This is a genomic window from Vulcanithermus mediatlanticus (assembly GCF_055385885.1).
This window is the reverse complement of sequence record NZ_AP042385.1, coordinates 384,522-403,198: the sequence shown is the minus strand read 5'-3', so window position 1 is coordinate 403,198 and position 18,677 is coordinate 384,522. Positions and strand designations below refer to the sequence as shown.

At 64.2% G+C, this 18,677-nt stretch carries 17 protein-coding genes and 1 pseudogene; 11 read left to right on the top strand and 7 right to left on the bottom strand.

The window, feature by feature from the left end; genetic code table 11:
• Positions 1 to 7 precede the first annotated feature (7 nt).
• Positions 8 to 700, top strand: coding sequence for a glycerophosphodiester phosphodiesterase (locus ACZ5BT_RS03030; protein ID WP_464885151.1), 693 nt, complete (start codon positions 8 to 10; stop codon positions 698 to 700).
• Between the two features lie 6 nt (positions 701 to 706).
• Here ACZ5BT_RS03030 and mgtE read toward each other — a convergent pair whose 3' ends face one another.
• Positions 707 to 2,071 (bottom strand): magnesium transporter, encoded by a 1,365-nt coding sequence (gene mgtE / locus ACZ5BT_RS03025; RefSeq protein ID WP_464885150.1) that lies wholly within the window; start codon positions 2,069 to 2,071, stop codon positions 707 to 709.
• 204 nt (positions 2,072 to 2,275) lie between these two features.
• Between mgtE and ffh the strand changes: the two genes are divergently transcribed.
• From ffh to trmD, 5 genes are all read left to right on the top strand, one after another.
• Positions 2,276 to 3,583 (top strand): signal recognition particle protein, encoded by a 1,308-nt coding sequence (gene ffh, locus ACZ5BT_RS03020; RefSeq protein ID WP_464885149.1) that lies wholly within the window; start codon positions 2,276 to 2,278, stop codon positions 3,581 to 3,583.
• Positions 3,577 to 3,843, top strand: coding sequence for a 30S ribosomal protein S16 (gene rpsP / locus ACZ5BT_RS03015; protein WP_464885148.1), 267 nt, complete (start codon positions 3,577 to 3,579; stop codon positions 3,841 to 3,843). Before ffh ends, rpsP begins: the two co-directional genes overlap by 7 nt.
• Positions 3,844 to 3,925: 82 nt before the next feature.
• The gene (locus tag ACZ5BT_RS03010; protein WP_464885147.1) at positions 3,926 to 4,144 is read left to right on the top strand and encodes a KH domain-containing protein; all 219 of its coding nucleotides are present in this window, start codon (positions 3,926 to 3,928) and stop codon (positions 4,142 to 4,144) included.
• Positions 4,141 to 4,623, top strand: coding sequence for a ribosome maturation factor RimM (gene rimM, locus ACZ5BT_RS03005; protein WP_464885146.1), 483 nt, complete (start codon positions 4,141 to 4,143; stop codon positions 4,621 to 4,623). The genes ACZ5BT_RS03010 and rimM overlap by 4 nt, the downstream gene beginning before the upstream one ends.
• The gene (gene trmD, locus ACZ5BT_RS03000; protein ID WP_464885145.1) at positions 4,624 to 5,355 is read left to right on the top strand and encodes a tRNA (guanosine(37)-N1)-methyltransferase TrmD; all 732 of its coding nucleotides are present in this window, start codon (positions 4,624 to 4,626) and stop codon (positions 5,353 to 5,355) included.
• A 53-nt stretch (positions 5,356 to 5,408) separates the two neighbouring features.
• Here trmD and tgt read toward each other — a convergent pair whose 3' ends face one another.
• The gene (gene tgt / locus ACZ5BT_RS02995) at positions 5,409 to 6,578 is read right to left on the bottom strand and encodes a tRNA guanosine(34) transglycosylase Tgt (protein WP_464885144.1); all 1,170 of its coding nucleotides are present in this window, start codon (positions 6,576 to 6,578) and stop codon (positions 5,409 to 5,411) included.
• Between the two features lie 32 nt (positions 6,579 to 6,610).
• Here tgt and ACZ5BT_RS02990 point away from each other — a divergent pair, with 32 nt between their 5' ends.
• Positions 6,611 to 7,378, top strand: coding sequence for a type III pantothenate kinase (locus ACZ5BT_RS02990; RefSeq protein WP_464885143.1), 768 nt, complete (start codon positions 6,611 to 6,613; stop codon positions 7,376 to 7,378).
• Between the two features lie 10 nt (positions 7,379 to 7,388).
• On the opposite strand, the gene ACZ5BT_RS02985 is transcribed toward ACZ5BT_RS02990, so the two are convergent.
• From ACZ5BT_RS02985 to ACZ5BT_RS02970, 4 genes are all read right to left on the bottom strand, one after another.
• A complete protein-coding gene (locus tag ACZ5BT_RS02985) occupies positions 7,389 to 8,513 on the bottom strand; it encodes a hypothetical protein (RefSeq protein WP_464885142.1) in 1,125 nt (374 codons plus the stop codon).
• A gap of 37 nt (positions 8,514 to 8,550) precedes the next feature.
• The gene (locus ACZ5BT_RS02980; RefSeq protein WP_464885141.1) at positions 8,551 to 9,342 is read right to left on the bottom strand and encodes a YhjD/YihY/BrkB family envelope integrity protein; all 792 of its coding nucleotides are present in this window, start codon (positions 9,340 to 9,342) and stop codon (positions 8,551 to 8,553) included.
• 11 nt (positions 9,343 to 9,353) lie between these two features.
• The gene (gene metH / locus ACZ5BT_RS02975) at positions 9,354 to 12,917 is read right to left on the bottom strand and encodes a methionine synthase (RefSeq protein ID WP_464885755.1); all 3,564 of its coding nucleotides are present in this window, start codon (positions 12,915 to 12,917) and stop codon (positions 9,354 to 9,356) included.
• Positions 12,918 to 13,092: 175 nt separating this feature from the next.
• Positions 13,093 to 14,703, bottom strand: a complete 1,611-nt coding sequence (locus ACZ5BT_RS02970) for an ABC transporter ATP-binding protein (protein WP_464885140.1) — start codon at positions 14,701 to 14,703, stop codon at positions 13,093 to 13,095.
• 322 nt (positions 14,704 to 15,025) lie between these two features.
• Between ACZ5BT_RS02970 and pyrF the strand changes: the two genes are divergently transcribed.
• The 4 genes from pyrF to ACZ5BT_RS02950 all read left to right on the top strand — a co-directional run bounded on the left by pyrF (position 15,026) and on the right by ACZ5BT_RS02950 (position 17,378).
• Positions 15,026 to 15,784, top strand: coding sequence for an orotidine-5'-phosphate decarboxylase (gene pyrF / locus ACZ5BT_RS02965; RefSeq protein WP_464885139.1), 759 nt, complete (start codon positions 15,026 to 15,028; stop codon positions 15,782 to 15,784).
• Positions 15,785 to 15,786: 2 nt separating this feature from the next.
• Complete coding sequence (gene pyrE, locus ACZ5BT_RS02960) at positions 15,787 to 16,338, top strand: orotate phosphoribosyltransferase (RefSeq protein WP_464885138.1); 552 nt, start codon at positions 15,787 to 15,789, stop codon at positions 16,336 to 16,338.
• Between the two features lie 341 nt (positions 16,339 to 16,679).
• Positions 16,680 to 17,015 carry a hypothetical protein gene (locus tag ACZ5BT_RS02955; protein WP_464885137.1) on the top strand — a complete coding sequence of 112 codons (336 nt, stop codon included), beginning with the start codon at positions 16,680 to 16,682 and terminating at the stop codon, positions 17,013 to 17,015.
• 138 nt (positions 17,016 to 17,153) lie between these two features.
• Positions 17,154 to 17,378: an integrase core domain-containing protein gene (locus ACZ5BT_RS02950; protein ID WP_464885754.1), complete on the top strand. Its 225-nt coding sequence runs from the start codon at positions 17,154 to 17,156 to the stop codon at positions 17,376 to 17,378.
• A gap of 100 nt (positions 17,379 to 17,478) precedes the next feature.
• Here the strand turns inward: ACZ5BT_RS02950 and ACZ5BT_RS02945 are convergent.
• Positions 17,479 to 18,648, bottom strand: a pseudogene (locus ACZ5BT_RS02945) (IS256 family transposase); the annotation flags it as partial.
• Positions 18,649 to 18,677 lie beyond the last annotated feature (29 nt).

The window sequence follows — 18,677 nt, the reverse complement described above, 5'->3', positions numbered from 1 at the left end:
GGCGGGTATGCTCTTTGCCGACCGCGCGCGGCCCTTGCTGCTCGGGCACCGGGGCGCCCTGCACCTGGCCCGGGAGAACACGCTGGAAAGTTATGCCCTGGCCCTCGAGGCCGGCCTCGATGGGGTCGAGCTCGACATCCAGCGCACGCGGGATGGAGTCTTGGTGGTTCACCACGACTTTGCGGTGCCTGGGGGCTATATCCACGCCCTGAGTTATGAGGAGCTCCACGCCGCCGCGCCCTACGTGCCCCGCTTTGAGGCTGTGCTCCGCTTTTTCGAAGATCGGCCCGGGGCGTTGATCAACGTCGAGCTCAAGAGCATCCCGGGCTACGAGGACGGGCGGGTCGAGGCCCTCGCCGAGATGCTCGGTCGCTGGCGCGGCCGGGCCCGGGTCTGGGTGTCGTCGTTCGACCCGGTGGCGCTGTATCGTTTCAAAGAGCTCGCGCCCCAGATCCCCATCGGCTTTTTGTTCTTCGGCCACGATGCCAGCGATTTCGCCCGCTGGATGGGGCTCGCCGCCGTTCACCCCCACCACCTGCTCATCACCCGCGATCGGGTGATGCGCTGGCACGACGAGGGGTTTTTGGTCGGGACCTGGCCGGTCAACGATCCCGAGGAACTGCGCCGGGTCATCGACGATGGGGTGGATGTGGTCATGGGCGATTACCCCGATCGCCTCAAGGCCGCGGCGGGGCGCTGAAGCGGTTTAAACCCCGAGCAACAGCCTGGCCACGGTGAGGTAGATCACGAGCCCGGAGACGTCGGAAACGGTGGCGATCAGGGGGTTCGAGATCAGCGCCGGGTCGACGCCCAGCCGGGCGAGCAACAGCGGGAGCAGGGATCCCGCGAGGTTGGCCACGATCACCAGGAGAAAAAGCGCCATCGCCACCACCGGGGTGATGCCGAGGTGGCCATCGAAGACGACCTTGGCGGCGATGAGCCCGGCCAGGGTGACACCGAGGAGGAATCCTACCCCCAGTTCTTTGAATAAGATGCGCGGCCAGTCCCGGATTTCGATGTCCTTGGTGGCCAGGGCGCGGACGATCAGGGTCGCCGCCTGGCTGCCCGAGTTGCCGCCGGTGCCGAGGAGCACCGGGATGTAGAAGGTGAGGGCGGTCACCGCCTGCAAGACCTTTTCGAACCCGCCCAGGATGGAAGAGGTGATCATCCCGGTGAGGATGAGGATCACCAGCCAGCGGACCCGGGCGCTCCAGAGCGCGATCGGCGAGGACTTCGAGTAAACGAGCTCGGGCGTTTCCACCGCACCCAGCCGGTAGATGTCTTCGGTTGCCTCTTCCTCGAGGACGTCGATCACGTCGTCGATGGTGACGATGCCCACCAGCTTGCCCTGGGCGTCGATGACGGGGAGTACGGTGAAGTCGTAGTCGGCCATCAGCCGCGCCACCTCTTCCTGGTCGGTCTCGGTGGTGGCGTAGACGACGTTTTCGTTCATGATCTCCTTGACCCGGGTGTGGGGGTCGGCGACGATGAGGTCGCGCAAGCTCAAGACCCCGATCAGACGTCCCGAGTCATCGACGACATAGATGTAGTAAATGGTTTCGGCGTCGGGCGCGACCTTCCGCAAAAAGGCGAGCACTTCCTCGACCGTGGCCCCGGCCCGGACCGCCACGTACTCGGGGGTCATCAACCCCCCGGCTTCGTCCTCCTCGTAGGCCAGCAGCCGCCTGACCTGGTTTCGCGTTTCCGGATCGAGCTGCTGGATGAGGTGCTCGAAGCGCTCGGGATCGGCTTCGCGGGCGCGCTGCAGGATGTCGGTGAGGTCGTCGGGGTCGAGGGCCTCGAGGATGCCCCGGACCTGGAAGCTGGGTAGGGTTTCCAAGAACTCGAGCTGATCTTCGGGGTCGAGGTTCGCCAGGATGGCCGCCGCCTTTTGCGGCGGGAGGACGGTCAGCAAGACGTACTGGTGCTCGCCGGGGAGGGAGGAAAAGCCCTCGAGGATCTCGTGCTCCGGAGCCTCGATCGCCAGCCGTTCGAGCCGCGCCAGGTCGCCGAGGTCCAGCGCTTTGCGGATGAGGTCCATGTGGCTGGTGCGTTCTTTCGCGGCTCGCATGTTCGGCCTCCTTGGCGGTGGGGTGGTGGCGAAAAACCCAGGCCGGAGTTTACCACATCGCTTTCTGGGCGGGCTCGGTGCGAGGGCTTTCGTGTGGGGGAACCCCTCTCCGCCGGCCTCGCTTAAAATATTAGAAAAATTGCGGTTGACACGCTCAATCTGTGGGGGCTATCCTGGTCGCTGGCCGTTAGGCCGGAGGCGCGCATGTTCGAAAACCTCAGCCGCAGGCTGCAAACCACGCTCGACCGGCTCCGAGGGCGCGGCCGGATCACCGAGGCCGAGCTCAAGGACGTGCTCCGCGACCTTCGCCGGGCGCTCCTGGAAGCCGACGTCAACTACCAGGTGGCCAAGGACTTCGTCAAGCGGGTCGAAGCCAAGGCGCTCGGCAAGCAGATCCTCGAGAGCCTCACCCCGGCGGAGCAGATCCTCGCCGTGGTCCACGAGGAGATGGTCGAGCTCTTGGGCGGGCGTTTGGTTGAGCCGCGCCTTGCGAGCGAGGGCAACGTGTGGTTTTTGGTCGGGCTCCAGGGGACGGGGAAGACCACGGCGGCGGCGAAGCTCGCCCTCTTTTACAAGAAGAAGGGGCGCCGTCCGTTGCTGGTGGCGGCCGATACCCAGCGCCCTGCGGCCCAGGATCAGCTCGAGATCCTCGCCACCCAGGTCGGGGTCCCCGTCCTCAGGGTAGAGCAGGGTGAGCCCCCGCAGTCGGTGCGCGAGCGGCTCGATGCCCGGCTGCAAAACGACTACCGCGATCTGGTTATCGTGGATACCGCCGGGCGTTTGCAGATCGACGCCGCGTTGATGGAGGAGCTCGCGGCCCTGGTCGAGGCGCTCTCGCCCACCGAGAAACTGCTCGTTGTCGACGCCATGATGGGGCAGGAGGCGCTCGCCGTGAGCCAGGCCTTCGACGAGAAGATCGGGGTGACCGGGCTCTTGCTCACCAAGCTCGACGGCGACGCCCGGGGCGGCGCGGCGCTCTCGGCGAGGCACGTCACCGGCAAGCCCATCTACTTCGCCGGGATCTCCGAGAAGATCGACGGCCTCGAGCCCTTCTATCCCGACCGTCTGGCCGGGCGGATCCTCGGCATGGGCGACCTCGCCACCCTGGCCGAGAAGGTGCGCGAGGCCGAGATCAAGGGCCCGGCCAAGGCGCCGGATAAGTTCGATCTCACCGATCTTTTGGAGCAGATGCGTCAGATTCAGAAGATGGGTTCGCTCGGCGAGCTCATCAAGATGATCCCGGGTGCGTCGCGCTTTCTGCCCAGTAACCTCCAGGTCGACGAGAAGGCGATCAAGCGCGTCGAGGCCATCATCCTTTCCATGACCCCTGAGGAGCGGCGGAACCCGAAGATCTTGAACGCTTCCCGGCGTCGCCGGATCGCCCGGGGCAGCGGGACCACGGTGCAGGAGATCAACCGCCTGATCAAGACCTTTGAGGAGACCAAGGCTTTGGTGAAGCGGCTCGGCAAGAAAGGTGGACGAAGGAGCTTTTTAGGAGGAAGACCATGGTAAAGATTCGACTCTCCCGTTTTGGCGCCAAGCACAACCCTCACTACCGGATCGTTGTGACCGACTCGCGCAAAAAGCGTGACGGTGCCTACATCGAGCGGATCGGCTACTACGACCCCCGGAAGACCACCCCCAACTGGTATCGGGTCGACGTCGAGCGGGCCCGTTACTGGCTTTCGGTGGGGGCCCAGCCCACCGAGACCGTCAAGCGGCTTTTCAGGCTGGCCGGCGTTTACGAGGAATCGACGCAGAGCGAGGCCTGAGGCAGGGAAATGGCTTGGCCGCGCCGACAGGCGCGGTAAGCTGTTTTATGATCCAGCGAGTCGGGCCGCGAGGGGGTTGGTGATGAGAGAGGTCGTCGAATACCTGGCCAAAGCCGTCGTAGACCATCCGGAAGCCGTTCGGGTGACCGAACGCCGCGGACGCGGGGTTCGGATCTACCTCATCGAGGTCCTCCCCGAGGACAAGGGCCGGATCATCGGGCGTCAGGGCCGGGTGATCGAGGGAATCCGCACCCTGGTGCGGGCCTACGCCAGGGGACGAGTGAGCGTCGAGGTGCGATGACGACGCGAGTTCGCCTTGGTCAGCTCGGACGCCCCTACGGTCTTGCGGGCGCGCTCAAGCTCAAGACCGAAGCCGACCCCGCCGTTCTGATGGGGCTGGAAAAGGTTTACCTCGAGGGCCGGGGTTACCGGGCGGTGCAGGAGGTGCGCCGGGTCGGATCCGACTGGGTGATCGTCTTGGTCGGCGTTTCGGATCGCAGCGCCGCCGAGGATTTGGTGGGTCTTGCCGTGTACGTTGATCGCGATGCGCTTCCCAGGCTCGAATCGGGGGTATGGTACTACTTCGAGCTGGTGGGGAAGCCGGTGTACGTTTTCGAAAAGCCCTTCGGCGAGGTCAAGGAGGTCCGAGAGGCCGGCGCCCAGGATTTGCTGGTGGTCGCCCGGGGGTTACGCACCTACCTCGTGCCCCTGCAGGCTCCCTACGTTTCGGTTCGGGAGGAGGGCATCTTCGTCGAGCCGCCCCCGGGCCTTTTCGAGTAGATGCTCCGCTTCACGGTCTTGACCCTGTTCCCGGGGCTCATCCGCCCCTGGGCCGAAGAGGCGTTGATTCGTCGCGCCATCGAGCAGGGGCTGATCGAGCTTGGGGTCCGGGATCTCCGCGACTTCGCGAAGGGGCGCTACCGCCAGGTCGACGACTACCCCTACGGCGGCGGGGTAGGGATGGTGCTCCGGCCCGACGTGGTGATCCCGGCGATCGAGGCCTGTTTGCCAGCCGATGAGGTGATCCTCCTCACCCCAGCAGCTGACCGCCTGACCCAGGGGGTCGTCGAGGAACTGGCGACCAAATCGCATCTGGTGCTCGTCGCCGGACGGTACGAGGGGATCGATGCTCGGGTTGAAGCCTACGTGACCCGGGAGCTTTCGATCGGGGACTACGTGTTGATGGGCGGTGAGGTCGCTGCATTGGCGATCATCGAGGCTGCCGCCCGGCTGGTCCCCGGCGTGCTGGGCGCGCCCGAATCCACTCAGGAGGAATCCTTTTCCTGGGGGCTGCTCGACTATCCTCAGTACACTCGCCCCCCGGTCTACCGAGGCATGGAGGTTCCGGAAATCTTGCGCTCCGGCAACCACGGCGAGATCGAGCGGTGGCGACGTCGGCAGGCGCTCAAAAAGACGCTCGCCCGCCGGCCAGAACTTTTGCAAACGGCGCGGCTCGATGCCGAGGATGCGGTGTGGATCGCCGATCTGGACGCCGAGGCCCAGGACGAATAAGACCAAAAGGACCTGGAGCGCGAGGGCTTTTGGGCGCGCTTTGGGTGACGGGGTCAGAGATGTCCGCCCCACTCGAGGGCGTCACGGAACCAACGGGGAACTTCCTTTCCGAAGCGGCGTTCGGCGAAGGTCATGGCAAAGTCGGCAAAGCGCCCTTCCTGGATGGCCTGCCGCATCTCTTCGGTGAGTCGGTGGAGGTAGCGCAGGTTGTGGAGCGAGAGCATGACCAAACCCAGGATTTCGCCTGACCGCACCAGGTGGGTGAGGTAGGCGCGGGAATAGATTTGGCAGGCGTAGCAGTCGCAGGTCTCGTCGATGGGGCGCGGGTCCTCGAGGTGGCGCGAGGCGTTGAAGTTGAGCCGGCCTTCGGGGACGAGGGCGTAGCCGAAGCGACCGGTCCGGGTGGGGTAGACGCAGTCGAACATGTCCACCCCGAGTGCGACCGCGCCCACCAGGTCCTCGGGATGGCCGACCCCCATCAGGTAGCGCGGCCGGTCTTCGGGCAGGAGGTCGGTGGAGAGGTGGATGGCCGGGATCATGGCCTTTTTGGGTTCACCCACCGCGAGCCCGCCGATCGCGTAGCCAGGCAGGTCGAACTTGATCGTCTCCAGCGTGCTCTTTTTCCGGATCTCGAGATCCGTTCCGCCCTGCGCGATGCCAAAGAGCGCTTGGTCCTTGCGTTTTTTTGCCCGCAGTGAGCGTTCCAGCCAGCGTAGGGTTCGAAAGGCCGAGGCCTCGAGGTAGTCGGGGCTTGAGGGGTAGGGCGGGCACTCGTCGAAGGCCATGATGATGTCGGCGCCGAGGCGCTCCTGCACCTCGATGCTCTTTTCCGGGGTGAGTTTGACCAGGGATCCGTCGAGGTGGTTGCGAAACGTGACCCCCGATTCGCTGATCTCCCGCCGGTGGCCCAGGCTCATCACCTGAAATCCCCCCGAGTCGGTGAGCCAAGGGCCGTGCCAGGCGGCAAAGCCGTGCAAGCCCCCGAGCCTTTCCACCAATTCGGGGCCCGGACGGAGCAGGAGGTGGTAGGTGTTGGCAAGGAGAATCTGGCTGCCGACGGCTTTGAGGTCGCGAACCGCGATCCCCTTCACCGTGGCCTTGGTGCCCACCGGCATGAAGAGCGGGGTCTTCACGGTGCCGTGGGGTGTTTCAAGGACGCCGGTGCGGGCCTTGCCTGCTTGAGCGACGCGGGTGAAGGCGAACACGAATGCTAGACATACCATAAAGTGCGGTCCCTGCCCAGTAGACTAAAAGGGTGCTCTTGGCGATCGATGTGGGGAACACCAGCACCACCATGGGGCTTTGGCAGGGGGATCGCTTGCTCGCGCGCTGGCGGGTGGGCACGTCCAAAAAGCGTATGGATGCCGAGTACGCGGTGTTTTTGGAGCAGATCTTCCGCCAGCGGGGCTTGCCTCGGCCCTCGGCGGCGGTCGTTGCCAGCGTCGTGCCCCCGGTCGAGCACGAACTGGAGCGGGCGATCGATGAGCTGTGGGGCGTCGAGGCCCTTATCGTGACCCCGGAGCGGGCCGGGCTTTCGGTGGAGATCGAACACCCGCAGAGCGTGGGGGCGGACCGCCTGGTCAACGCGCGGGCAGTGTTGGCCTACCCGAACCCCCACGGGCGCTACATCGTGGTCGATTTCGGGACTGCCACCACCTTCGACCTGGTCGAAAGCCCGAACCGCTACCTGGGCGGCGCCATCGCCCCGGGGCCCGAGACCGCGGCCGAGGCCCTGGCGGCGCGGGCGGCGATGCTGCCCCGGTTCGATTTGGTTCCCCCGCCGCGGGGGGTGATCGGGAAGAACACCGTCGAGGCGCTGCAATCCGGTCTGGTGCTCGGTTATGCCGCGCTTGTAGATGGGATGGTCCGCCGCATCAAGCAGGAGGTGGGGGAGGCGTTGGTGGTGGGCACGGGGGGATTTGCTAGGACCCTCGAGGGCCTCGCAAGCGAGCTCTCCCTGGTCGATGCTGACCTCACGCTTAAGGGGCTGCGGCTCATTTGGGAGGACCGGACCCGCGCCTAGGACCCTGTTTTCAGCGAACGAAGGTCACCGGCTGGGATAACGCCATGGCTTCCTGGCACCCTCGCCCCGCTTGATCCTCAGCGAGCAAGGTTTCCTCGTTTTGAAGTTGGAGGAGAAGCCGGCCCGCGCCGGTGGGGTAGCAATAGATCGAACCGGGGACGACCTCATCAAACGCCCGGGCGACGTTGCCGCTCTGGGCCGGCGTGAACACGATCACCCGTCCCGCCAGGCCCGAAAGCGCGGTCCCGACGCTGATCGCGTATTTTTGAGGGTCGATGGGATCCTTGACCAGCGCCAGGTTGTGATCCTCGGGGAGTGAGGGGTGTCCTTTGAGGAACCAGTTGCCCATGGCGGTCCCGGGCACGTCGTAGCTGATCTGGCCGTGGATCGGCTCGGCGGTTCGGCGGGTGTCGGGTCCCCCCACCTTCGCATCCACCAGGCCTTTGAGGTCGGATCGGAGGAAATCCAGCGGGCTGACCGCGTAGATCAGCCACTTGAGGTCTTTCCGGTAGCGATCCTGGTTGGCGAAGCGGTTTTGCTCGACCCGGCGATCGCTCGCTCCGACATCGAGCGCCCACTGGCCGGGGTTGCCGCCGGCTTTGCCAAGCGGTTCCCCTGCAGAAACGGCGAGGAACATCGCGTAAATCGAGACCCGGTAGGTATGCCCCCCGCTGGTGTACGTTTCGGTGTGCGAGGGCTTTGCCTTTGCGATTGCGTCGTGGAGAAACGGGCGCAAAGCGCTCACGTGCCCATACCAGAATTCGAAGCCCCGGCACACGCCGACGGTGAGGCTGTAGTCGGTAAAGCCCTCGTCCAGATGCTCGCTCACGCTGACCCTGGTGACCCATCCCTTTGCCATCGAAAAAACGGGTACCACCGCGGTTTGGCCCTGCCCATCGAGCGGAAGGTAGAAGTAGTGGTGATCGCTCGGGAACACATGGCCGGTCGGGTTGAGGTTTCCAAGGGGCACCACATAGCGATAGTCACCGGGCTGGAGCGGCAGCGCCGCGAGCTCGGGGCCGGAAGCCGGGCAGGGCGGGAGCAAGGTGGACGTCGCACCTCCGCTACCGGACAAAAGTCCGCAACCGGTCAGGAAAACCCCGAGGGGGAACGCCAGCCAGTTGCCTTTGAGCATCGCCTCAGTCTACCTCCCATGATCTTGGAAAGCCCATTTAGGGCTTTGCTTCAGGGAGGAACGCGCGGAGGACGACCGCGCCGGAGATGAGCACCCACATCAAGAGGTAAAAGCCGAGCAGCAACAGGGCGGGGCTGGCCAGGGGGCCAAAGACCAGGGCGTATTGCTTTTGGGGAAGGAAGCGGGGGAGCCCCCAGGCGACGAGGTTCCACCCCAGCGCGGCCAGGAGGCTGACCAAAAGCGCGGGTTTCGTCGGTGGCCTGGGGCTTGGCAGGAGGCTGTAGATGGCAAAGAGCACCAGAGTGCTGGTGAGATAGGTGGTGAGGAGGCCCCGGGCCGGGCTCCATGGGCCTTCGGGGAGGAAACGGAAGACCAGGCCGAGGACAAGACCGCCGAGGCTGGCAAGGGTCAGCGCCAGCCCCAGCGCCACCGGCCCCAGGAGTCCGAGAAAACGGTTTTGCAGGCCCCGAATCTTTCCCCCAAAGACCAGCGAGAGTACCGCAGAGAGGGCGGTGAAGAAGTGACTGGCGCTCCAAAGGAGCAGCAGCACCGAGCCCGCGGTCAGTGAGGGAGCGCCGGCCTGGAGCGCCTCGACCACCTGCTGGCCGATGCCTTCGGCGGTGGGGAAAAGGCGAGTGACGAAGGCCTGCAGCTCGCCGCTAAACGCCTGGGCCAGCTCCGGGCTCCGGCCGAGCAGGATACCGGCGATCCCGGCGAGGAGGAGGATCAGGGGAAAGAGGCCGAGCAGGGCGTAGTAGGCGAGAGCGGCGGCGTAAAGGTGGACTGGGACCCGGGCGAAGGTGGCGTAGAGGCGGAAGAAATGGGTCATTCTCCCCCAGTTTAAGGGGAGGCTTGCACGGAGAAGTACCTGGCTTCGGGATGGTGGATGGCGATTCCCGAGGTGCTGGCTTCTGGAACCAGCTGGAAGTCTTCGGTGAGGCCAATGCCGATTTTTTCCCAGGCCAGCAGTTCGGCCAGGATGCCCTGGGCCTCGAGCGCCGGCCAGGCCGGGTAGCCGGGGGCGTAGCGGGCTCCGCGGTATTGCTTTTGGAAGAGCGCCTCGGGGGTGGGGCCGTCGAGTTGGTCGATGCCCCACTCCGCGCGGAGGGTTTTATGCCAGTATTCGGCCAGCGCCTCGGTCATCTCCACCACAAAGCCGTGGAGGAAGAGGTAGTCCTGGTAGCGCCCGGCTTGGTAGAGACGCTGGGCTTCTTCCAGGGCCGCGTCGCCCATCGTCACCACGAAGAACACCGCCACGTCGCGGGCGCCGGCCCGGAAAGCGGCTCCGGGAAGCCAGTCACCGGCGTCCGAGACCGAGGGACCAAAGCGGGGCAGGTGGTAGCGGGCGATGGAGAGCCCTTTTGCGGAGATGGGAAAGGCGATGGTTTGGAGGATCCGCCCAGTTTCCGGGTCGAAGACGAGGAGCGCTTCGCCCTCGCGGGCCACCGGGAAGTAGCCGTAGGCCACCCGGGGGGTGAGGAGGCCCGGGGCACGCTCGAGCAGGGCGTTGAGGACCGGCTCGGCCTCACGGCTGAGGAGCTTTTGGTGTTCACTTTTTGACATCTTTCCCTGCTTGAATCCCCACTGGCCGCGAAAGAGGGCGCGTTTGTTGAGAAAGCGAGCGATTTCGGAAAGCGAGAACGCGTCTTCTTTGAGGTGGCGAACGCCGAAGAAGGGAGGGCGGGGGAGTTCTGCAGGCGGTGGCGGGCCCTCGCTGGCGATCTCGGTTTGCCGAACTTGGACCCGGCGCAGGGCCTTGGGCGTCTCGATCGTCTCGCCGCGAACGATTCGCTCCATCAGCGCCAGGCCCTCAAAGGCGTCCTGCGCGTAGTGGACGTTGGCGTAGATGGGCCTGAGGTCCTCGTCGACGTAGCGGCGGTTGAGCGCCGCGCCCCCGAGCAACACCGGCAGGGTGTAGCCCCGCTCGGCCATGGTCTCGAGGTTTTCCTTCATCACCACCGTGCTCTTCACCAAAAGCCCGCTCATGCCCACCGCGTCGGGTTTGTGCGTGCGGACCGCCTCGAGGATGGCCTCGATCGGTTGCTTGATCCCCAGGTTGATCACTTCGTAGCCGTTGTTGGAAAGAATGATGTCCACCAGGTTCTTGCCGATGTCGTGGACGTCGCCCTTGACCGTGGCCAGGACGATCTTGCCCTTTTTCGTCCCTTCGACGCGTTCCATGTGGGGCTCGAGGAGGGCCACCGCCGCCTTCATCACCTCGGCGGATTTCAAAACGAAGGGGAGCTGCATCTTGCCTTCGCCGAAAAGATCGCCCACCACCTGCATCGCCGGCAGCAGGATCTCGTTGACGATCGCTTCGGCCTTGTATTTCCCGAGCGCCTCCTCGATATCGGCTTCCAGGCCCTTTTTCTTTCCCTCGATGATGCGCGATTTGAGCCGTTCTTCGACGGGAAGCGTCGCCGTGCTCTCTGCCTTTTTCTCCTCCTGGTGGGACTCGAAGTAGGCCATGAAGGCAAAGAGCGGGTCGTAGTCGCCCTGGCGCCGGTCGTAGATGAGGTCCTGGGCGAGTTCGAAGACCTCCTCGGGGATCTGGTTGGTGGGCAGGATCTTCCCCGGGTGCACGATCGCCGCCGTGAGGCCGGCGCGCATCGCCTCGTGGAGGAAGACCGAGTTCAGCACCTTCCGCGCCCGGGGTTTGAGGCCGAAGGAGACGTTGGAAACGCCGAGGATGAACCCGGCTTCTGGGAATTCGTCTTTGAGGATGCGGATGGCCTCGATGGTCCAGCGGGCGAGCTTGCGGGTGTCTTCGTCGCCCTGGGTGATGGGGAAGGTGAGGAGGTCGAAGAGGATCTCGTGGGGTAAAAAGCCGTGGAGATTGACCAGGCGGTCGTACATCCGCCGAGCCACCGTGAGTTTTTCCTCGACGGTTTTGGCCATGCCGCGCTCGTCGATCGCGAGCGCCACGACCAAGGCCCCGTGTTCGCGGGCGATTTTTGCGGTGCGGTCGAAACGGGTCTCGCCGTCCTCGAAGTTGACCGAGTTCACCGCCGGGCGCCCGGGGACGATTTTTAAGGCCGCCTCGAGGACCTCGGGGCTCGTGGTGTCGACCATGATCGGCACCGGCACCTCGGGCACGATGCGCTGGAGCACTCGCACCATATCGTGGATCTCGTTGCGGCCGGTCCAGGCCACGCTGACGTCGAGCATGTGGGCGCCCTCGGCCACTTGTTCGCGGGCGAGCTCGACGATGCCCTCGAGGTCGTCTTTGAAGAGCAGCTCGCGGAACTTCTTCGAGCCGGTGGCGTTCATCCGCTCGCCGACCATGAAGAGCCCGGCGTCGAACCGGAGCGGCACCGCCTGGTAGAGACCCGCAGCCATGGGTTTCCGGGTTGGCCGCTCGGGCAGGCGCAGCTGGGGGTGAAAGGCCAGGGCCTCGGCCAGCGCCTTGATGTGTTCGGGGCCGGTGCCGCAGCAGCCGCCGACGATGTTGGCGCCGTATTCCAGGACGAACTTTTTCTGCCAGCGGACGAGTTCCGCGGGCGTGAGGGGGTAGTGCACCTCGCCGCCGCGGTTTTCCGGCAAGCCCGCGTTCGGCAGCACGCTCACCGGTCGGGAGGCGTTTTGGGTGAAGGTGCGCACGTGGGCATCCATCAAGTCGGGGCCGGTGGCGCAGTTGGTGCCTACCACGTCGACTTCGAGCGCTTCCAGGGTGGCCAGCGCGGCTTCGGGGTCGGTACCCACCAGCATGGTACCGGTGGTTTCGAAGGTCACCTGGGCCTGGATCGGAACTTCCCGCCCCAGCTCGCGCATGGCCTGGCGGACCCCCATCACCGCGGCCTTGATCTGCAAGACGTCCTGGGCGGTTTCGATCAAAATCAGGTCCACCCCTCCAGCCAGGAGTCCACGGGCGGCGATTCGGTAGGACTCAAAGAGCGTGTCCCAGTCGATCTGGCCGAGACTGATGAGCTTGGTTCCCGGTCCGAGGGACCCGGCGACGAAGCGAGGGCGTTCGGGGGTGCTGAAGGCGTCTGCCGCCTCGCGGGCCAGCCGGGCCGCGGCCTCGGCCAGCGCCTCGGCACGGTCCGCAAGGCCGTACTCCTTGAGGACATGGGGCATCACCCCAAAGCTGTTGGTCTCGATGACGTCCGCCCCGGCCTCGAGGTAGCGTTGGTGGATGCGGCGAATGACGTCGGGGCGGGTGACGTTTAAGATTTCGGGGCAACCCTCAAACGCCGGGCCGCCGTAGTCCTCGGCGGTGAGCGTTTCCTTTTGCAGCTCGGTGCCCATTGCCCCGTCGTAGATGAGGACGCGCTTTTTGAGGGCCTCGAGGTAGGGCGAGCGTTTTGCGGCGGTGGTCTTTGCAGTTCGTTTCATCCCGGCCAAACCTAGAGGCCTATCGTATAAAAATGTCGGCCGTAGGTCCAGGCGGGTCGGTTGGGGAATCGGGTCCGGTGGTAGAAATCCGCCTTTCTCAGCCTCACGGGCGGGGCTACCCAGCCAATATTCGATGAGGCCGATTCTTCCTGTAAGGAAACCCCACCACCTGGGGGGTGATGGGGATCCGCTTCATGGCCCAAGGACATTACCGGTTGGTGAGGTTTCGCCTGTCGGCGAAAAGTCAGCGGTACCAGTCGCTTTGGGCCTGCCACATGGCGGCGTACTCGCCGCTTTTACGCAGCAGTTCGTCGTGGGTTCCGGTTTCGGCAATCCGTCCCCCTTTCAACACGACGATGCGATCGGCAGTTCGCACCGAGGCAAGCCGGTGGCTGATCAGGACCGCGGTGCGCCCTCGTGCCAGCTCGGCGAAGCGCTTGTAGACGGCGAGTTCGCTCAGAGGGTCGAGCGCGGCGCTGGGTTCGTCGAGAATCATCAGCTTGGCGTTTTTCCGAAAAAAGGCCCGGGCCAGCACCACCTTTTGCCACTCGCCACCGGAGAGCTCGGTACCGCCGAAGGCTTTCGTAAGCATGGTTTTGAGCCCATCCGGCAGCTTGGCCACGAGCTCTTCGCCCTCAGCTTCGGCTAGCGCCTTGAACACGGCTTTTTCCTCGTACATGCGTTTGGGTTCCGCAATGCCTACGTTTTCGCTGAGGCTCAACGCGTAGGTGCCAAAGTCCTGAAAAACCGCCGCGATTGATGCACGCCAGGCCTTGATGTCGAGCTCCCGGAGATCGCGGCCGTTTACGAGGATGCGCCCTTCGGTGGGGTCGTAAAAGCGCAATAAGAGTTTGACGAGCGTGGTCTTGCCGGCACCATTTTCTCCGACCAAGCCAATCCGTTGCCCGGGCTCGATTCTCAGTTGAATGCCGTCCAAGGCTTTGCGGCCGTCCGGGTAGGCAAACCCCACCGACTCGAACACGATCTCCGGGGGATGGGCCTCGCTTACACGCAGTCCGGGACCAGCCTTGAGCGTGGGTTTTTCTGCGAGGAAGGTGTGGAGTTCGTCCATATAGAGTAGGGATTCAAAGAGCATGCCCGCATCCTGCACCAAAAGCAGCAGGTTCTGCTGCAGATAGCCTAATGTCGAGAGAAACATGGCCAAATCGCCTGGACTTGGTCGCTTTGTAAACAACCCAAAAACCGCCAGCGACACACCGAGTACGCTTACGCCCACGTAGGCCAGGTTGCCCACGAGTTGGCGATTCCGCTGAGCCCGCATGGCTTTGTGAAGCTTTTGAAAGTGCTTTCGGTAGAACGCGATCCAAAAGCCCGCGCTCCGATAGAGCCGGTGTTCCTTGGCGTACCTCGGGTCGAGCAGCAGCGTGCTGGCGTACTCCATGCGTCGCGCCTCGGGGTTGGTGCCGGTGACGGTTTCCCAGACGGCGCGTTGAAGCTTAAACGAGACGAGGGCGTACGGGGTCGCGGCCAGGAGCAGGGCCAGGGGTATCCACCAACCCAAGCTGCCAACCACTATGAGCAACGGGAGCAAGGTTAGGGTTTCCCGCAAAACGGCGGTGAGGAAAATGATCAAGTTGGTGGGTTGGTACGAGGCCTGTTCCCTGAGTAGCCGCACGCGGTCGTAAAACGTTTCGTCTTCGAAGGGCGTCAGATCCTCGAACTCGTTGACCTTCTTCATGAGCAGAAGATTGAGGTGAGCGGTTAGCCGTTCGTTGAGGTTGCCTTGAATGGCAGCGGCGATCGGCCCGAGCACTTGGTCGGCAAACAGGACCCCCAGCCATACTGCACCCCATCGAATGAGCTCAGCGGCGTTCCATAAAATTGCTTCGTCCACCAGTCTTTTGACGGACCAAACGGTAAGTGTCGGAACAAGGGACTGGAGGGTGAGCACGAGGAAGAAGACCGCGGATAGGGTGGGAGATGCTTGGAAAACGATATGTGAGCTGGTTTGGAGAAGACTAAGATGCTTGCGCACGGGTTTACCTCCTTCAAACCGGACGCTACGGTCCCGAGTCCGCTTTTCTGGGCGGTAGGAGTCTGAGGAACCTGAGGGTTTCTCAAAGGATTAGTTCCCGTGCGCAAGATGCATGACTTTATTTTAAGGAATTTTGACGGAGACGGTTGGGAGATTACTGCCATCCAATTAGGATGAGCTTGTGGACTTCCTAGAGCGAATCGAGTCAGGATCGCCTCTGGTTCTTGGTCTTGACCCCCGGCCCGAATATCACCCGGGGGGATTGGTTGAGATACGCAAGCACGCGCTTTCCTTGATGGAGGCCCTGGGGCCCCACCTGGCCGCGGTCAAGCCCCAGGCGGCCTTTTTTGAGGCGCTCGGGGCCGAGGGATACGCGCTTTTCCTCGAGCTGGCCCGCGAAGCCCGGGCGCTCGGGTTGCCGGTACTCTTCGACGTCAAAAGGGGCGATGTGCCCTCGACCGCAAGCGCCTATGCCCGGGCCTACCTCGAGGCCTTCCCCGGTTCCGCGATCACGGTCAACCCCCTCCTTGGCGAGGATTCGCTCCTGCCCTTTTTCGAGGCCGCGGCGCAAAGCGGCGGCATGGTCTTCGTGCTGGTGTGCACCTCGAATCCCGGGGCGCGGGAGTTTTTCGAGCTCGAAACCGCCACGGGGACGCTTTGGGAGGTCTTGCTCGAAAAGGCCGAGGCCTGGAACCGGCGCTTTGGCGGCCGGGTGGGGGTGGTGGTCGGGGCCACCCACGAGGAGGCCCTCGAGGCCGCCAGAGAGCGGTTTGCCGGCTGGATCTTGGCGCCCGGCGTGGGGGCGCAGGGGGGTGAGGCCAGACCCATGGCCCGAGTGCTCTACCCCCTTTCCCGTGCCCTGATGTATCCCGGGGGCAAGGTCGATGTGGCCGAGAGCCAAAGGGCGGCCAAGGCGCTTTTGCTTCGGTTAGGCTTTTGACGATGGACGTGTTGGAGATGTACCGCGAGAGTGGCGCGCTCCTTACAGGCCACTTCCTTCTCAAAAGCGGCAAGCACAGCCCCTATTTTCTGCAGTCGGCCGCGGTCTTTCAGTACCCGCGCCACGCCCGGGTTCTCGGGGAAGCCTTGGCGCGCCGTTTTGCTGACCTCGAGGTGGACTTCGTCATCGGTCCGGCGATCGGCGGCGTCATCCTCGCTTACGTGGTGGCCGAAGGCCTAGGGGCGCGCGCGCTTTTTGCCGAAAAAGACGGCAAAGGGGGCATGTTCATCCGCCCTGGTCTCGTCGTCGGGCCTGGGGAGCGTTTCCTGGCGGTCGAGGACGTGGTCACCACCGGCGGGTCCGTCCGACGCGCGATCGAGGCGGCCGAGGCGCGGGGGGCGGAGCTGGTGGGCGTGGGCGCCGTCGTCGACCGGAGCCAGCACCCCCTGGACTTCGGCGTCCCTTTTCGCGCCCTCGCCCGTTTTCCCGTCGAGGCCTACGATCCGGCCGAGTGCCCCCTTTGCCGGCGGGGCGAGCCGCTGATGAAGGTTTAGTCTCACTCCTGGTCCTTGTTCCTCCACGCGGAGCTCGGGGCCCCGCCAAGAGCGCGATGCCCCGGGCCTGATCCACCCCCGGGGCGGTGTCGCCCGTGGGCGCGGAGCCAAAAGAGGCCAAGAAGGCCAGCTTCCCCGGTTCCGGCTCCGGGCGTTTGAAGGGGCCCACCGGCTCGTGGAGGGACTGGGTCAGGGCGAGGCCGGCCTTAGGGACCGCAGCTTCCGTCCCCCACCGCAGTTCGAGAAACCCCAGAGGGCCTACGGCGGCAGGTCCTAAAACTCCGCAGGCGCGCTGGTCCGACCACGCCATCGGCAAGAGGCTTGGCCTCTCCAAGAGCACGGTGGGGCGCATCCTGAAAGCCCAGGGGTTGAACCGCCTATCCGCCTTGGAACCCAAGCCCCCGCCCCGGCGCTACGAGGAGGAAGCTCCCGGAATCCGCCTGCACTTGGACACCAAGAAGCTGGGGCGGTTTAAAACGCCCGGGCACCGGGTCACCGGGGATCGAAGCTCACGGAACCGTTCGGCGGGTTGGGCGTACGTCTTCGCCGCGGTGGACGACCACAGACGGTTGGCCTACGGGGAGATCAGGGGCGACGAGCGGAAAGAGAGCACCACCGACTTTTCGCTTTCGGCCCTGCCTACCACCGGCGGATACACATCCGGGTACGGGCGGTGATGACGGACAATGCCAAAGCCTTCCAGTCCAAGCGTTTCCAGCGGGTGCTTCGTTGGCTGGGCATCCGGCACAAGACCACGCCGCCGTATACACCGAAGGTGAACGAACGGGAAAGTAGAGCGGTTCATCTGTACCCTTTTGAACGAGTGGGCCTATGCCCACGCCTACCGGAGCTCCGATGAACGGGCGGCCTACCTCCTCGAGTGGCTCCACGACTACAACTGGTGCCGACCGCATAGCAGTCTTGGCAACAAGGCACCGGTCTCACGCTTGGGGCCCTGTGTGAACAACGTGGTGAGACTGCGCAACGAGCCCAAAAGGCCTTGCCGCTTACCACGGTGGCCAAGGTGGCGGTGTGAATAGCGTCCGAGGGAAAAACCGACAGGAGGATTGGGAGGTTACTGTTTGGCTCCAAAGGTAACCGTGAACTTGAAAAAGGTAACTTCCGCAAAGAGAGCGTCAAGTTTTTTTGTGTCGAAGTCTGTGTCGCGGGGTACCGCGCGTTGAAAAGGTCATTGATTTCCTCTTGAACGTCAGCAAAACCCGGCAGCTTCCGGTCCCATCTCCCCTCCCTCCGTTCAGCCTCTAGGTAGACGAGCTTGTAAACCGATTCGGGCTTGGGAAACTTGTGGTCCCGCACCTTGGTACTCCTTCGTAGTTCCCGGAAGAACTGCTCGATCAGGTTGGTGCTCCTCAGGTAACGCCACAAAGGCTCGGGGTAGTCGTAAAACCGAAGCAAGGCCCCTGAGTCGTTCCACCAGGAAGCAGTGACCCGGGGGTAACGATCCTGCCACCTTTGGGTAAAGCGTTTGAGCCCTTCCAGGGCCTTGGCTCGATTGGGTGCCCGGTAAACCCGTTTGAGATCGGCGAGTATGGCGGAGGCGTCCCGGCGTTTGACCTGGGCCTGGGTGGCCCTGAGTTTGTGCAGGATCGAGTACTGCCACTCGGCCCGGGGGTAGACCCGATGGATCGCCTCTCCGATCCCCGCAAGACCGTCGGTGATGAAGAGGAGTACTTCGACAAGGCCCCGGGACCTGAGCTCCTTTAAAAGCTCCTCCCAGACGACGGCCCCTTCATTAGGAAAGAGCCAAAAGCCCAGAAGGATGCGCCTGCCGTCTTCGGCCAGACCCAAAGCGGCGTAGAGCGCCTGCTTCTCGATGCCCTTGCCGGGGTACTGCAGCTTGAGGAACAGGGCGTCCAGGTAGACCGCAAAGAGCCGCCGGGGCAGGGGCCTGTGGCGGAAGGCTTCCACCTCCTCTTGCACCAGCTCGGTCAGGTTGCTGACCGTCTCGTGGCTGTAGCGGTAGCCGAACAGGAGCCCCACGATCTGGGCCACCTTGCGGTCCGAGACCCCGCTGGCGTAGAGGGCCAGCACGAGGTCCGTCAGGTCTGGAGTACGCCGGGCGTAGCGGGGAAGAAAGCTCGGGGTGTATTGGCCTTTGCGATCACGGGGCACCTTAAGCTCGACAGCACCGAAGGCGGTCTCCAACTTGCGCGGGTAATGGCCATTGGCGCGGCCACCGTGTTCTTGCAAAAAAGCCCAGCGGTCCAGCTCCAAGAGCGCCTGCAGCTTTTCCTCCACCACCTCGGCCATTGCTTCCTTCAGCAGCGCCTTGAGCGTATCCTGGTCCACGGGGTACCTCCTTTCGCCTACTGGCGGTA